Source organism: Streptomyces sporangiiformans (genome assembly GCF_005768555.2).
GTDB lineage: Bacteria > Actinomycetota > Actinomycetes > Streptomycetales > Streptomycetaceae > Streptomyces > Streptomyces sporangiiformans.
This window is the reverse complement of sequence record NZ_VCHX02000108.1, coordinates 1-14,741: the sequence shown is the minus strand read 5'-3', so window position 1 is coordinate 14,741 and position 14,741 is coordinate 1. Positions and strand designations below refer to the sequence as shown.

Below are 14,741 nucleotides of genomic sequence, written 5' to 3'. Positions count from 1 at the left end.
GTGCGGGTTTCCTGAGACAAGCCCTACGCGACGGGCGATGACGCACCGGCACACGACCCCTCCCGTGCGTCGGCGACTGCGGGGGCGCTCCTTCCCACCCACCCTCCGGGAGCGCCCCGTCAGGGGCGCGGGGAACTGCGCGACCAGCCACAACCGGCCCGCAGTGAGGCAGGAAACCCACCCACCCCCTAACCGCTTCCGCGCGTGGGCGTCTGCGGGTGTGGCGTGCCCCGTCGGGGGCGCGGGGAACTGCGCGATCAGCCACGGACGGCCCGCAGTCGAAGTACGAAACCCACCCACCCCGTTCCCGCGCGTGGGCGACTGCGGGTGGGGCGCGCCCTTCAGGGGCGCGGGGAACTGCGCGACCAGCCACAACCGGCCCGCAGCCGAAATGCGAACCATCGGGGGTCTGGGGGCGCAGCCCCCAGGGATGGGACGGGTAGGGGCGGCGGGGGCGAGGAACCCCGGGGTCAGCGAGGGCACTTCGGGCCCCTCGCCCAACCCGGCTGCGGGTACGCGGAGTTCGGCATCACCCACGACGAGACAGCGGACACCGAGGAGGGCACGCAGTGCCGAGTGGGGCGTCTCACAGGCGCGCCCGCCGACGGCCACCGCGCCGGGACGCGTGCCCCGGCCGACGGCAACGGGCGTGGAGTCCCGCACGGATCCCCTTTCGTCGTCGCGCGGTGTGGCGATGCGTAGCGACGGCGGGCGAACCGTGTCCGGACAGGCGGGAGTCGACCTCGCGACAGCGCCGCGGAGCGGCAGCGTGGACGCGCGAAGCGGTCGAAGGCGAAGCGGTCGGGAAGCCCCGGGACGGGCTTCTGGCGGATGCGGCAGGCGAGTACCGCTCGAATTCGTTAGGAAGTTTACTAACGAAGTAGGGTGCGTCAAGAGGCACGGGAATACCCTGCCGCACGAACCCTGCGGCCCAACCGCTGTGGCACGAACTGGGGGAGAGCATGCACCTGAGCGAGAGTGCCCGCGCGGTGTTCGCCGTGCTGGCCGCGGCGGGCACCGCGACCCGGCCCCAACTGGCGGCCGGTGCGGGCCTTTCCAAGCCGACCGTCTCCTCCGCCGTGGCCGAGCTCGAGGCCGCCGAACTCGCCGCCTGCTCCGGCACCGTCTCCGGGGGCACCGGCCGTTCCGCCGCCGTCTACGGTCTGGGGCCGGCCGCCGGCGCCGTGCTCGCCGTCGATCTGGGCCCCGCACAGACCCAGGTGCGCGGCTGCGCACTGGACGGCACCTTGCTAGCCCAGAGCACCGGCTCCCGGGAGGAGGCCGCCGGCACGGTGCGCGAGGCCCTCCACGCGCTGCCCTCCGGCGCCCCGTTGCGCGCCATCGTCGTCGCCGTCGGTGATGTCACCGCGCAGGACCGGGCGGGCACGGGTATGCGTCCCGCGACCGCCAAGGCGGGCCCCGTCTTCGACGCCGTGGCCGTCGCGCTGCCGCCGGGTGTTCCCGTGCATCTCGAGAACAACGTCAACTGCGCCGCGCTGGCCGAGCTGCACGAGGGCGCTGCCCGCGACCGTCACACCTTCGGCTACCTGCGGATCGGCGTGGGCATAGGCCTCGGCATCGTCGTCGGCGGCCGGGTGCTGCGCGGCGCGAACGGGGCCGCCGGAGAGGTGGCCCGACTGCCCTTCCCGTGGGACGAAAGACGCGAACCGGGCTACGAGGCGCTGGAAGGACACATCGGCGCAAGCTCCCTTCTGCACCGAGCCGTGGAGGCCTGGCAGGACGTCGACGGCCCGTGTCCCCGCACCACCGAGCGGCTCTTCGCCCTCGCCGGGGAGGGCCACGCCACGGCCGCTGCCGTGGTCGGCCGCCATGCCGCCGACGTGGGCCGGCTCGCCGCCGCCGTGACCGCCGTGCTGGACCCGGGACTGATCGTTCTGGGCGGCGCCACGGGCGCGGACCCGCAGCTCCTGCCCGGTGTACGGGCCGAACTGGCCCGGCTGAGCTGGCCCACCGAAGTGGTCAGCAGCACCGTCGGCGACAGCGGCACCGTGGCGGGCGCGAGCCGGCTGGCGGTCGCCCAGGGAATCCAAACCGTGACCTCGCCCATGGAATTCAAACCGTGACCCGTGGTACGCGAGAGAAGCATTGACGGGTTACCCGTTGGTCTGCCAATGTCCGGACAAGCGCTTTCCATGGCCGGCGGGACCCGGCCCAGGATGAGGCGTCTCGCCGTACGCGACGTACGGCAGCCGTACGAGGGCGCGCTCGTACGGCATCGGCTCTCAGCAGCCGGGGACCTTCAGCCGACAGTGCGGCGCGGCCGGGCGAGGCCGCGCGCCGGGAGGCGTACCCCAGGGAATAGACCCGAGCCGCTCGACGGCCAGGGGATCCGTCACGCACATCCAGGAGGACCCGGTGGGTCACCAGATCTCGCGCAGAACCCTGTTCCGCACCGCGAGCGGCGTCGCCGCGGCGACCGCGCTAGGCGGCACGCTCAGTGCCTGTGGCGGAGGAACCGGAGCCGGCACCACAAGTGACAAGCTGACCATGACCTGGTGGGGCAGCGACGACCGGCACAAGGCCTACAAGAAGGCGCTCAAGTACTTCCAGGAGAAGAACCCGAAGATCAAGATCGAGGAGCGCTACTCCGGCTACGACGGCTTCTTCGACCGGTTCAACACCAACGTGGCCGGCGGAAGTGCCCCCGACCTGACGCAGATGGACACCGCGCTGGTGGCCCAGTACGCGCGCAAGGGCGTCATCGCCCCGATCGACGAGTACGTCGGCAAGTCGCTGGACCTGACCGGCTTCTCCAAGACGTTGCTCGCGGCCGGCACCGTCGACGGCAAGCTGTACGGCGTGCCGTCCGGCATCGGCGTCAACCAGCTGACCATCAACCGTAGCGGCCTGGAGAAGCTGGGCCTGGAGCTGCCGGACCGCGAATGGACCTGGGCCGACCTCAAGAAGATCGCCGTCGAGGTCAACAAGAAGAGCGGCGGCAAGATGTTCGGCGTCGACGACGGAGGCGGCGGCACCCTCCAGGCGTTCGAGGTCTTCGCCCGGGAGAAGGGCCAGCCCTTCTTCGCCGCGGACGGCACGAAGCTCGGCTTCACCGCGGACACCCTCCAGGAGTGGTGGGAGTACTGGGTCGGCATGCGCAAGGACAAGGCGTGCCCCGGGCCCGAGATCACCTCGGCCGCTCACAACAACCTCACCAAGAACGGCCTGGTCATCGGCAAGACGCTGATCACCTTCGACATCGGTGTTTACGGCGCGGGCGGTTCCATCACCAAGGAGACCCTCGACTTCCTGCCCAGCCCGCAGGGCGACTGGTCGGGTGCCCGGGAGGGCAACTTCGTCAACGGCGGCGTGCTGCTGAGTGCCACCAAGGCCAGCAAGCGCATCGAGGACTCCGTGAAGATCATGAACTTCTTCGCCCAGGACAAGACGGCGATCAAGGACATGCAGCTGCAGCGTGGCATCCCGCCGACGGAGAAGGCCCGTTCCATCGTCGCCCCGGATCTGACCGACATCGACAAGCGGAACATGGAGGCGGCCGACTACATCTCCAAGCGGGTCGCCAAGGCGTCGAACGCGCTGCCCGCTCCCACCCCCCCGCCGAAGGGCGCGGACCAGATCTGGGACCTGCTGTTCCAGTCCAACCTCGCCGTCGCCTTCGGCAAGAAGACGATCAAGGCGCAGCTCGGCGAGTTCTTCGACCAGGCGGAACAGATCCTGGCGAAGTAGGGCGCCGTCGGAGTGGGGCCCTGCAGGAGCAGGGCCCCGTCGGGGCAGGGCGCGGACGGCGCAGCGGAAGAGGACTGGGAGAAGGCCAGGGAGATGAGCATGACCACCGCCAAGACCGACGAGGTCGTCACGGAGCCGACGGCTCCCGAGGCCCCGTCCGACCAGCGGGAGCGTGACCGCATGCGCCGCCGCGCCGCCAGACGGCGCGGCGGAGGCTGGTGGCCGTACCTCTTCCTGGCCCCCTGGTTCGTCGGCCTGTTCGGGCTGACGATCTATCCGATGCTCGACTCGCTCTATCTCTCCTTCACCGACTTCGACCTGCTCTCGCCCGCCAAGTGGGTCGGCGCGCAGAACTACAGCCGGATGTTCCACGACGACCCGAAGTTCTGGGGGTCGGTGAGCGTCACCACGCTGTACGTGGTCGTCTCGGTGCCGCTGAAGCTCGCCCTCGCCCTCGCCGTCGCGGTTCTGCTGAACCGTCCGCTGCGTGGCCTCGGCTTCTACCGCGCCGCCTTCTACCTGCCGTCGCTGCTCGGCGGGGCCGTGGCCATCGCCATCATGTGGCGGCAGCTCTTCGGCGGCGACGGCCTGTTCAACGACTTCCTGGGCTGGTTCGGCATCAAGGGCCAGGACTGGATCTCCAACCCCGACACCTCTGTCTACACGCTGATCCTGCTGGCGGTCTGGCAGTTCGGCACTCCGATGGTCATCTTCCTCGCCGGTCTGAAGCAACTGCCGCAGGATGTGTACGAGGCCGCCGCCATCGACGGCGCCGGGGTCCTGACCCGTTTCTTCCGGATCACCCTGCCGCTGCTGACGCCCATCGTCTTCTTCAACGTCGTCCTGCAGATCATCGGCGCGTTCCAGACCTTCACTCCGGCGTACGTGGTCAGCAACGGCACCGGCGGGCCGCTCGACTCGACCATGCTGTACTCGCTCTACCTCTACAAGAAGGGCTTCACCGACCTGGAGATGGGATACGCCTCGGCGCTGGCCTGGGTGCTGTTCCTGGTCATCGCAGTGTTCACGGCGATCAACTTCATCGCCAGCCGCTACTGGGTCCACTACGACGACTGAGCGTCGGTGAGGAGTACACAACCCATGTCCGCCATCACCCAGGCCGGTTCGCCGCTGAAGAAGTCGCCGCTGCGGAAGCTGCGCGAACTCACCGGCCCCCGCCGCATCCTGATCCACACGCTGCTCATCGGCGTGGCGCTGATCATGCTCTACCCGCTGCTGTGGATGCTCAGCAGCTCCTTCAAGCCCGACACCGAGATCTTCACCCACCCCGGCCTCATCCCGGACAAGGTGTACCCGCAGAACTACTCCGAGGGCTGGAGCGGTTCGGGTAACTCCTTCTCCCTCTACATCACCAACTCGCTGATCGTGACGATCGGCGCGGTGATCGGGAACGTGATTTCCTGCTCCCTCGCGGCCTATGCCTTCGCCCGCTTCGAGTTCCGCGGGAAGAAGATCTGGTTCGGGCTGATGCTCGGCACGCTGATGCTGCCGATGCAGGCCACGCTGATCCCGCAGTACACGCTGTTCTACAACCTGACCTGGATCAACACGGTCCTGCCGCTGATCGTGCCGAAGTTCCTCGCGGTGGACGCCTTCTTCATCTTCCTGATGGTGCAGTTCATCCGCTCCATCCCGCGAGAGCTGGACCAGGCCGCCATGATGGACGGCGCCAACCCGTTCCAGATCTACTGGAAGATCATCCTGCCGCTGATGCGTCCGGCGCTGGTCACCACCACGATCTTCACCTTCATCTGGACCTACGACGACTTCTTCAGCCAGCTCGTCTATCTCCAGCAGAACAACCGCTTCACCGTCCCCCTCGGCCTGACCCTGTTCCTGGACCAGACGAGCGGATCCTCCTACGGCCCGATGTTCGCGATGGCGACGCTCGCGCTTCTGCCCACGCTCATCTGCTTCCTCATCTTCCAGAAGAGGCTGGTTGAGGGACTGGCTACCTCCGGTATGAAGGGCTGAGCAGTGCATCTCCCTCACCAGCGCGGCTCGTTGCACGACCTGGCCGACGATCCGGCCGCCTATGACGCCGTGCTGGCCGAGGTCGTCGGCCAGGCGCTGGCCCGCCTCACCGCCGAGGGCAGCCTCGAGAACCCGGCCGCCATCGAGGACATCGGCGACACCTCGCTCGGCATCACCTCGCTGCTGGGGCTCGCCTGGCAGCGGACGAAGGACCCGCGCCTGCCGGAGGCCGTGCTGCGCAGTCTCCGCTTCCATCTGCGTGAGCGGGTGTTCACCGAGGACAACCCCGGCTACCCGAACCTGACGGTACGCAACTCCGGTCTGCCGTACGCCCGTTACGTGCTGGCTCCGGGCGCGCACCCCATCGGCGACTGGCCGAGCACGGTGTGGGCGCTGCTGCAGGCCGTCAACACGGTCGAGACCGCGGATGGACTCCTCGACGACGAACTGCGGTACGAGTTGGTCGAGTTGGCGCGCGGTTACTGGTCCTGGCTGACCGAGGCCACGGTCTTCAATCCGCAGGAAGCGGCCAACCAGGCCATCGGCTGCGTGGTCGGTGGATTGATGCTCGCTCGTCATCTCCCCTCGGGGGAGGGCGAGTCGGTGCGCAAGCGGGCCATGGATCTGTACCTGAACGAGATCCGGGCCCGCCGCATACGGGACCGGGGTGCCGCGCTGCCTCCCGAGCACGGCGGCGCGTACGACAACAACTACGGGCCCATCTCCCTCTCCTTCCTCGCGCAGGCCCACCGGGTCAGCGGTGAGGAGGTCTTCGCCGAGGACGGCGACGTGCTGGCCCGCTACATCGACGCCCGGCTCTGCGGCAGCGGGTTCGACATCGGGGGCCCGCGCTACAGCGAGCAGCACTCCGCGTTCGAAGCGGTCCTGGGGCTGCGGTACTTCGGCCGCCGGACCGGCGCCGATCTCGGCCGCTACAGCGGGGACACCCGCTGGGGCCGGCACGCGGTGGGCCCGGACGGCGGCGTCGACGGGCACTTCGCCTTCATGCTCGTGTGGCAGATCCAGGACACGGGCGGCTGGCACCGCACGCCGCGAACGGAACCCGTCTGTCATCAGCTGCGGGCGGGCACGGTCACGGTGTCGTTCGACGACCGGATGACTCCGTCCGTCATCGAGGCGGGCGGCACGGTGCTGGTGGCGGCCGCCGTGGAACGCCAGCACGGGTTCGGGCCGGTGACGGACGGCTTCCTGCTCTGCCGTCCGATGGGCGCGGTGCGCGTACGGGACCATCGCTCGGGGGACCTCGCCGCGAAACTGGTGAGCAAACCCGTCGTCGGGCGCGACCACGTACTGCGCCATCTCCAGTCGCTCTACGTCACCGACGGTACGCGGCTGTGGATGACCGTCGTCGTCGAACGGCTCGACGGGGAACGGTACTTGCTCGCCGGAATGCCGTATGTCGTCGCGGAGGGAGGCCGGTTCCGCAGGACCGGTGACCTCCCGCCCGTCGCCTCGGCCGGTGACATGCGGCTGACGCATCCTCGGGCGGACGTTACGGACTGCTTCGACGCCCGGCACGACGTCACCCAGCAGCAGGCGGCCTTCGCGCTCGCCCTCGATCCACGCGGTTACGGAAACCCCGACGAGGGCTGGAGCCACGTCCGCGCGACCACCGCCCTCGAAGCGGGCCCCGCACCGGACGCACCGGAGGGACTCGACGTCTTCGCGGTCCGTTACGGGGCGGGGACGGAGCCCTTGAGCGTGATCTGCGAGCACTCACCGGAAGGGCTGACCGTGCGCACGGAGGCGTTCACGGCGGTGCTCGGCGGGCCCGACGCGCACGGCGAACCGGAACTGACGCTGGTTCGCGGTGCGCGTCGTTGACCTCGGGTGAGCCGCCGCTCGCCGGCTGACGCTCAGGCGGTGACTTTCTCCGCGGCGGGCGCCCCCTGCCCGGTCCGCTCACCGAGCTGCTCCGTCGGGACCTTGTGCGTCTCGCGTGCCGTGAGAGCGGCGATCACCGGCGGGACGCACAGCGCGGCGGTGAAGAGGGCAACGGCCGACCAGTCGTCGCCGTCCGGGCCCGCGATCTGCGCGGCGAAGGTCACGGCGAACCCGGCGATCGCGAAGCCGATCTGGGTGCCGATCGCCATGCCCGAGAGGCGGACGCGGGTGGAGAACATCTCGCCGTAGAAGGAGGGCCAGACGCCGTTCGCGGCGCTGTAGACGACACCGAAGGCGACGATTCCGAGGATCAGGACGAGCGGGTACGAGCCCTTGGAGATGGCCCAGAGGTAGGCGAACATCGCCACGGCGCTGCCGGCGGCCCCGAGGAGGAAGACCGGACGGCGGCCGACGCGGTCGGACAGGGTGGCCCACAGTGGGATCGCGCCGAGAGCGACCAGGTTGGCGAGCGCGCTCACCCACAGCATGGACGAGCGGTCCATGCCCACCGAGTCGCTGGTCGCGTACGCCAGCGACCACACGGTGAAGATCGTGCTGACCGAGGCGACGAGAGCGGCCGCGACCACCCGGATCACATCCGCCCAGTGCTCGCGCAGCAGCACGGCCAGCGGCATCTTCGCGACGCCTTCGGTGGAGGCCTGCTGGGTGAAGCTCGGGGTCTCGTCGAGCGTACGGCGGATGACGTAGCCGACCACGGCGACCGCGATGCTCAGCCAGAAGGGGATGCGCCAGCCCCAGGCGAGCAACTGGTCCTCGGGGAGCGCGGCGACCGGGATGAAGACGAGGGTGGCGAGGAGCTGTCCGCCCTGGGTGCCGCTGAGCGTGAAGCTGGTGAAGAAGCCGCGACGGGTCGGTGGCGCGTGTTCCAGCGTCATGGAGTTGGCGCTGGCCTGCTCGCCGGCGGCCGAGATGCCCTGCAGGACACGGCAGAGGACGAGCAGGACCGGGGCCAGGGTGCCGACCTGATCGCGCGTGGGCAGACAGCCGATGAGGAAGGTCGACAGGCCCATCAGGATCAGCGTGAAGACCATGATCTTCTTACGGCCGACCCGGTCGCCGAAGTGACCGAGGAACAGCGCGCCGATCGGGCGGGCCGCGTACGCGACACCGAACGTGGCCAGCGACAGCAGGGTCGCGGTGGCCGGGTCCGACTCGTCGAAGAAGACCTCCGGGAAGATCAGCGCGGCCGCACTGCCGTAGATGAAGAAGTCGTAGTACTCCAGGGCACTGCCGATCCAGGCGGCCGTGGCGGCTTTCTTCGGCTGGCCGGGGGGTGCGTCGGGTGTTGCGGCGGGGACTGGCACGACGTGCTCCTTCGAGGGAGCTCCAACATACGTGGAGTGAGCGGAGGGGAGAGGCGCCGGATCCCTGGGGTGATGGGGCGGCCGGGCCGGGCGCTACCCGGCTAATTAACCCACTGGATAGTTAGTAGTGGTTGGCTAGGGATGTTGCGCCCGCGTTCCCCGGGTGTCAAGAGGTGGTGTCGAGGGATCTTCCCGTGCCCGGCCGAGGGTCCGGTCCTCGGCCGGTTCGAGGGCTCAGTCCGCCGCGCGGTCGAAGGCTCAGTCCGCCGAGCGGTCCGCCGTCAGATAGGCGATGACCATGTCGCCGAGCATGGTCCGGTAGTGCTCCCGCTGGTCGGCGGCGACCAGGTCCCGGCCGAAGAGTGCGCCGAAGGTGTGCCGGTTGGCGACCCGGAAGAAGCAGAACGAGCTGATCATCGCGTGCAGGTCCACCGCGTCGACATCGGCCGTGAACAGGCCCGACTCGCGCCCCGCCGCGAGGATGCGGCCGATCACGTCGAGCGCCGGCGAGCCGATGGCGCCCAGCGCCTCGGAGGCGGCGATGTGCTCCGCCTCGTGGATGTACTCGATGCTGACCAGGCGGATGAAGTCGGGATGCGCCTCGTGGTGGTCGAAGGTGAGCTCGGCGAGTCGCCGGATGGCCGCGACCGGGTCCAGGTGCTCGACGTCCAACTGCTGCTCGGCCTGCCGGATCACGGTGTAGGCCCGTTCCAGCACCGCCGTGAACAGCTGCTCCTTGCCGCCGAAGTAGTAGTAGATCATCCGCTTCGTGGTGCGGGTCCGGGCGGCGATCTCGTCCACCCGCGCCCCGGTGAAACCGGCGCGGGCGAACTCCTGGGTCGCCACGTCGAGGATTTCGGCCCTGGTACGGGCGGCGTCGCGGATGCGGCCCCCGGATCGCGCCGGCTCTTCGACAGTGGTCATCGGATTCCTTCGGGAGAGGTCCGGGCCCGTGACGTCGGGTGGGGCCCGATGCCCGCGATTGTAGAAGCAGGCGCCCGATGGACGGAGGTGAGGGGAGCCCGGGGGAAGGGGACTCTTCCCATCCGGGCCCGGTCTTGGTATGACTAACGAACCAGTTCGTACATTAGCCAGGAGGTCGCCGTGCCCCAGGACTCGTATCTGATCGGTCTGATCGGATCCGGCATCGGCCCCTCACTCAGCCCGGCCCTGCACGAGCGCGAGGCCGACCGGCAGGGCCTGCGCTACCTCTACCGGCTGATCGACCTGGACACCCTCGGTGCCGCCCCGGAGGCCGTGGGCGACCTGCTGCGTGCCGCCCGCGACCTGGGTTTCGACGGGCTGAACATCACGCACCCCTGCAAGCAGCTCGTGGGCGAGCACCTGGACGCGCTCGCTCCCCAGGCCGAGGCGCTCGGCGCGGTCAACACCGTCGTCTTCTCCGACGGCCGCGCCATCGGCCACAACACGGACGTCACCGGGTTCGCGGCCTCCTTCGCACGCGGCCTGCCCGACGCCCCGCTGGAACGGGTCGTCCAGCTGGGCGCCGGCGGCGCGGGCGCGGCGGTCGCGCACGCCACGCTCACGCTCGGCGCCGGGCACATCACCGTGACCGATGCCCTGCCGGACCGGGCCGCCGACCTCGCCGCGTCCCTGAACCGGCACTTCGGTGCGGGCCGTGCGGCCGCCGCGACCCCGGACCGGCTGGCCGAGCTGCTGGCCGGAGCCGACGGCATCGTGCACGCCACGCCCACGGGTATGGCAGCCCACCCCGGGCTGCCGCTCCCTGCCGGGCTGCTGCATCCCGGACTGTGGGTGGCCGAGGTCGTCTACCGGCCCCTGGAGACGGAGCTGTTGCGTGCCGCCCGCGCGGTGGGCTGCGCCACGCTTGACGGGGGCGGGATGGCCGCCTTCCAGGCGGCCGACGCGTTTCGCCTGTTCACCGGGCGTGAGCCGGACGCCGGTCGGATGCTGGCGGACATCGCCCCGCTGGGCGATGTGATGAGTGTGCGCGACTGAGCGCCGTTAAGGGGCGCCCCTGACGGGACGCGGCGAAGCACTGCCAGAACTGTGAAGTCTCGAAGGAGCACCACCATGCGTACCTCCATCGCCACCGTCTCCCTCAGCGGTTCCCTCACCGAGAAGCTCACGGCCGCGTCCAGGGCCGGCTTCGACGGGGTCGAGATATTCGAGAACGACCTGCTCGCCAGCCCTCTCACCCCCGAGGAGATCCGCGCGCGCTGCGCCGACCTCGGCCTCACCATCGACCTCTACCAGCCGATGCGCGACATCGAGGCCGTGCCGTCGGACGAGTTCGACCGCAACCTCCGCCGGGCCGAGCACAAGTTCCGGCTGATGCGGCGGCTCGGCGCCGACACCGTCCTGGTGTGCTCCAGCGTCTCGCCGCTCGCCGTGGACGACGACGAGCTGGCCGCCCGCCAGCTGCGCCGACTCGCCGAACTGGCCCAGGACTTCGGCATCCGCGTCGCCTACGAAGCCCTCGCGTGGGGCCGTCATGTCAGTACGTACGACCACGCCTGGAGCATCGTCGAGCAGGCCGGTCACCCGGCGCTCGGCACCTGCCTGGACAGCTTCCACATCCTTGCCCGCGGTTCCGACCCCAAGGGCATCGAGGACATTCCCGGCGAGAAGATCTTCTTCCTCCAGCTCGCCGACGCCCCGCTGATGGCGATGGACGTCCTCCAATGGAGCCGCCACTACCGCTGCTTCCCCGGGCAGGGTGGCTTCGACATCGCCGGGCTCGTCGGGCACGTCATCCGCGCCGGATACCAGGGACCGCTCTCGCTCGAGGTGTTCAACGACGTGTTCCGGCAGGCCGAGGCCGGGCCGACCGCCGTCGACGCCCAGCGTTCGCTGCTGGTCCTCCAGGAGGCGGCGGGCCTCGCCGAGCCGCCCGCGCCCGTCGTACCCAGCGGGATCGCCTTCGCCGAACTCGTCACGCCCGACGCCGAACCCGTGTCCGCGATCCTCGAGGCGCTCGGCTTCACGCGCACGGCCCGGCACCGTGGCAAACCGGTGGACCTGTGGCAGCAGGGCGAGGCCCGCGTCCTGCTCAACACGGGCCCGGCAGCCCGCCGCGACGGCACCTCGCTCGCGGCCATCGGTCTGGAGTCCCCGGACCCGGCCGGCGCGGCCCGGCGTGCCGAGGCACTCCTCGCTCCCGTACTGCCGCGCCGCCGCGCCCCCGAGGACGCCCCGCTTGACGCCGTCGCCGCACCCGACGGCACGGAACTGTTCTTCTGCGCGACCGACAGCTCCGAACTTCCCCACTGGACAAGCGACTTCGAGCCCGCCGAGCATCAGCCGCCGACGCACCACGGCGCTCGGCGCACCGGTCACAAGCCGTCGCCGGACGGAGGCGTCCACCACATCGACCACCTCGCCCTCACCCAGCCCTGGCACCAGTTCGACGAGGCGGCGCTCTTCCACCGCAGCGTCCTCGGGTTCGGCGCGCAGGAGAGCGTGGACGTGGCGGACCCGTACGGACTGCTGCGCAGCCGTGCCGTCACCAGCGCCGACGGCAGCGTACGCATCGCCCTCGGCGTCGGCCCCGCCCCCACCGCCGACGAGGGCGGCCGCGCCCAGCACATCGCACTCGCCACCGACGACGTGGTCACGGCCGCGCGCCGGTTCCGGGCCGCGGGCGGACGCTTGCTGCCGATGCCCCCGAACTACTACGACGACCTCGCGGCCCGGTACGAGTTCACCGACGACGAGCTGGAGACATACCGCGAACTGGGCATCCTCTACGACCGGGATGCGGACGGCGAGTTCCGCCACTGCTATACGGAGACCGTCGACCGGGTCTTCTTCGAACTGGTCCAGCGTGACGGGGGCTACCGGGGCTACGGCGCGCCGAACGCCCCGGTACGGCTCGCGGCACAGCACGCGCGCCGACCGGTCGGCTGAGGCTGAGCGCCGTCGCGGGCGTAGGTTTTCTCGCCCCCGCCGCCCCTACCCGTCCCATCCTCATCCTGGGGGCTGCGCCCCCAGACCCCCGCTGNCCCCCGCCGCCCCTACCCGTCCCATCCTCATCCTGGGGGCTGCGCCCCCAGACCCCCGCTGTCGGCCTGAACGGCCTCGTCCTCAAACGCCGGACGGGCTGGGTATGTCAGCCCCTCCGGCGTTTGAGGAGCGGGGGTCCAGGGGGCGGGAATGGGTAGGGGGCGAGGAAACCTACGCCCCGGCGTTCCACTCCGCGACCACCGGGCGGCCGTGCTCGGTGGAGAGACGGCTGACCGTTCCCGTCTCGAGTCGGAACAGGCGCCCGTCCTCGGGCGGGAGGCCGAGGCGGCGGGCGGCCAGGACCCGGAGGACGTGGGCGTGGGCCACGAGGACCACGTCGCCACCGCCAGGGCCGAGCGCGCTCGACACGCGGGCCAGCACGCGGTCGGCGCGCAGGCCGACATCGGCCGCCGACTCGCCCGGGTGGCCGTCCGGGCCGGGCGGCACGCCGTCGGTCCAGAGGTACCAGTCGGGGCGCGTGCGGTGGATGCCGGCGGTGGTGACGCCTTCGTACGCGCCGTAGTCCCACTCGTGCAGATCGGGTTCCCGCACGGCCGCCGTCAGCCCCGCGAGTTCCGCGGTCCTGACGGCCCGGTGGAGCGGGCTGGTGAGCACGCGGGCGATGGTCCGCCCGGCGAGCAGCGGGACCAGCGACTTGGCTTGTTCCTCGCCGCGCTGGGTGAGGGGCAGATCCGTCCGGCTGGTGTGCTGTCCGGACGCGCTCCACTCGGTCTCGCCGTGGCGGATCAGCAACAGGTCTCCCATGACCCCGGCCGCTATTCCGCCGACTCGACGGCGTGGCCGCCGAACTGGTTGCGCAGCGCCGCGACCATCTTCATCTGCGGCGAGTCGTCCTGCCGGGACGCGAACCGCGCGAAGAGGGAGGCCGTGATCGCGGGCAGCGGCACCGCGTTGTCGATGGCCGCCTCCACCGTCCAGCGGCCCTCACCGGAGTCGTCGGCGTAGCCGCGCAGCCGCTCCAGGTGCTCGTCCTCGTCCAGGGCGTTGACGGCGAGGTCGAGCAGCCAGGAGCGGATGACGGTGCCGGCCTGCCAGGAGCGGAAGACCTCGCGCACGTCCGTGACGGAGCCGACGCTCTCCAGCAGCTCCCAGCCCTCGGCGTAGGCCTGCATCATCGCGTACTCGATGCCGTTGTGGACCATCTTGGAGAAGTGGCCGGCACCGACCTTGCCCGCGTGGACGAAGCCGGCTTCGCCCTCGGGCTTCAGCGCGTCGAAGATCGGCTGGACCTTGGCGATGTGCTCGGCGTCGCCGCCCACCATCAGCGCGTAACCGTTCTCCAGTCCCCAGACGCCGCCCGAGACGCCCGCGTCGACGAAGCCGATGCCCCTGGCCGCGAGCTCCTCCGCGTGCTTCTCGTCGTCCGTCCAGCGGGAGTTGCCGCCGTCGACCACGGTGTCGCCGGGCTCCAGGAGGCCCGCGAGTTCGTCGATGACGGACTGGGTCGGGGCGCCGGCCGGGACCATCACCCACACCACGCGCGGGCCCTCGAGCTTGTCCACCAGTTCGGCCAGGCTGCTGACATCGGCGCGATCGGGGTTGCGGTCGTAGCCGATGACGGTGTGGCCCGCGCGGCGGATCCGCTCGCGCATGTTGCCGCCCATCTTGCCCAGGCCGATGAGGCCCAGTTGCATCGCTGTCATATCAGCTTCACTTCTTCCGGAGCGTGCGGTAGGTGGCGACCAGGGCGGCGGTGGACGGGTCGAGGCCGGGGACGTCGGCGCCCGCGGTCAGCGCGGGTTCGACGCGCTTGGCGAGGACCTTGCCGAGCTCGACGCCCCACTGGTCGAAGGAATCGAT

Annotated in this window: 12 protein-coding genes; 7 read left to right on the top strand and 5 right to left on the bottom strand. The window is 70.4% G+C overall.

What is annotated here, in order from left to right; translation table 11 throughout:
• The first annotated feature begins 962 nt into the window (after positions 1 to 962).
• The 5 genes from FGD71_RS12835 (at position 963) to FGD71_RS12815 (ending at position 7,548) form a co-directional block, all read left to right on the top strand.
• Positions 963 to 2,084 (top strand): ROK family protein, encoded by a 1,122-nt coding sequence (locus FGD71_RS12835; protein ID WP_119100549.1) that lies wholly within the window; start codon positions 963 to 965, stop codon positions 2,082 to 2,084.
• 292 nt (positions 2,085 to 2,376) lie between these two features.
• On the top strand, positions 2,377 to 3,708 hold the full coding sequence (locus FGD71_RS12830; RefSeq protein WP_119100548.1) for an ABC transporter substrate-binding protein: 1,332 nt from the start codon (positions 2,377 to 2,379) through the stop codon (positions 3,706 to 3,708).
• 99 nt (positions 3,709 to 3,807) lie between these two features.
• A complete protein-coding gene (locus FGD71_RS12825; RefSeq protein ID WP_119100547.1) occupies positions 3,808 to 4,785 on the top strand; it encodes a carbohydrate ABC transporter permease in 978 nt (325 codons plus the stop codon).
• Between the two features lie 24 nt (positions 4,786 to 4,809).
• Positions 4,810 to 5,703, top strand: a complete 894-nt coding sequence (locus tag FGD71_RS12820; protein WP_119100546.1) for a carbohydrate ABC transporter permease — start codon at positions 4,810 to 4,812, stop codon at positions 5,701 to 5,703.
• 3 nt (positions 5,704 to 5,706) lie between these two features.
• The gene (locus tag FGD71_RS12815; RefSeq protein ID WP_119100545.1) at positions 5,707 to 7,548 is read left to right on the top strand and encodes a hypothetical protein; all 1,842 of its coding nucleotides are present in this window, start codon (positions 5,707 to 5,709) and stop codon (positions 7,546 to 7,548) included.
• A gap of 32 nt (positions 7,549 to 7,580) precedes the next feature.
• Here FGD71_RS12815 and FGD71_RS12810 read toward each other — a convergent pair whose 3' ends face one another.
• The gene (locus tag FGD71_RS12810; protein WP_119100544.1) at positions 7,581 to 8,933 is read right to left on the bottom strand and encodes an MFS transporter; all 1,353 of its coding nucleotides are present in this window, start codon (positions 8,931 to 8,933) and stop codon (positions 7,581 to 7,583) included.
• 258 nt (positions 8,934 to 9,191) lie between these two features.
• Positions 9,192 to 9,857, bottom strand: coding sequence for a TetR/AcrR family transcriptional regulator (locus tag FGD71_RS12805; RefSeq protein WP_119100543.1), 666 nt, complete (start codon positions 9,855 to 9,857; stop codon positions 9,192 to 9,194).
• Between the two features lie 180 nt (positions 9,858 to 10,037).
• On the opposite strand from FGD71_RS12805, the gene FGD71_RS12800 reads away from it, so the two are divergent.
• Together FGD71_RS12800 and FGD71_RS12795 are read left to right on the top strand one after the other, a co-directional pair.
• Positions 10,038 to 10,913, top strand: coding sequence for a shikimate dehydrogenase (locus FGD71_RS12800; RefSeq protein WP_119100542.1), 876 nt, complete (start codon positions 10,038 to 10,040; stop codon positions 10,911 to 10,913).
• A 75-nt stretch (positions 10,914 to 10,988) separates the two neighbouring features.
• Positions 10,989 to 12,824: a bifunctional sugar phosphate isomerase/epimerase/4-hydroxyphenylpyruvate dioxygenase family protein gene (locus FGD71_RS12795; protein ID WP_119100541.1), complete on the top strand. Its 1,836-nt coding sequence runs from the start codon at positions 10,989 to 10,991 to the stop codon at positions 12,822 to 12,824.
• Between the two features lie 267 nt (positions 12,825 to 13,091).
• Here the strand turns inward: FGD71_RS12795 and FGD71_RS12790 are convergent, their stop codons facing one another.
• From FGD71_RS12790 to FGD71_RS12780, 3 genes are all read right to left on the bottom strand, one after another.
• Positions 13,092 to 13,685, bottom strand: a complete 594-nt coding sequence (locus FGD71_RS12790; protein ID WP_119100540.1) for a histidine phosphatase family protein — start codon at positions 13,683 to 13,685, stop codon at positions 13,092 to 13,094.
• A gap of 11 nt (positions 13,686 to 13,696) precedes the next feature.
• Positions 13,697 to 14,575, bottom strand: a complete 879-nt coding sequence (gene gnd, locus FGD71_RS12785) for a phosphogluconate dehydrogenase (NAD(+)-dependent, decarboxylating) (RefSeq protein ID WP_240436553.1) — start codon at positions 14,573 to 14,575, stop codon at positions 13,697 to 13,699.
• Positions 14,576 to 14,591: 16 nt separating this feature from the next.
• Positions 14,592 to 14,741: hypothetical protein (locus tag FGD71_RS12780; protein WP_140935878.1), on the bottom strand; the 150-nt coding region annotated here is incomplete at its 5' end.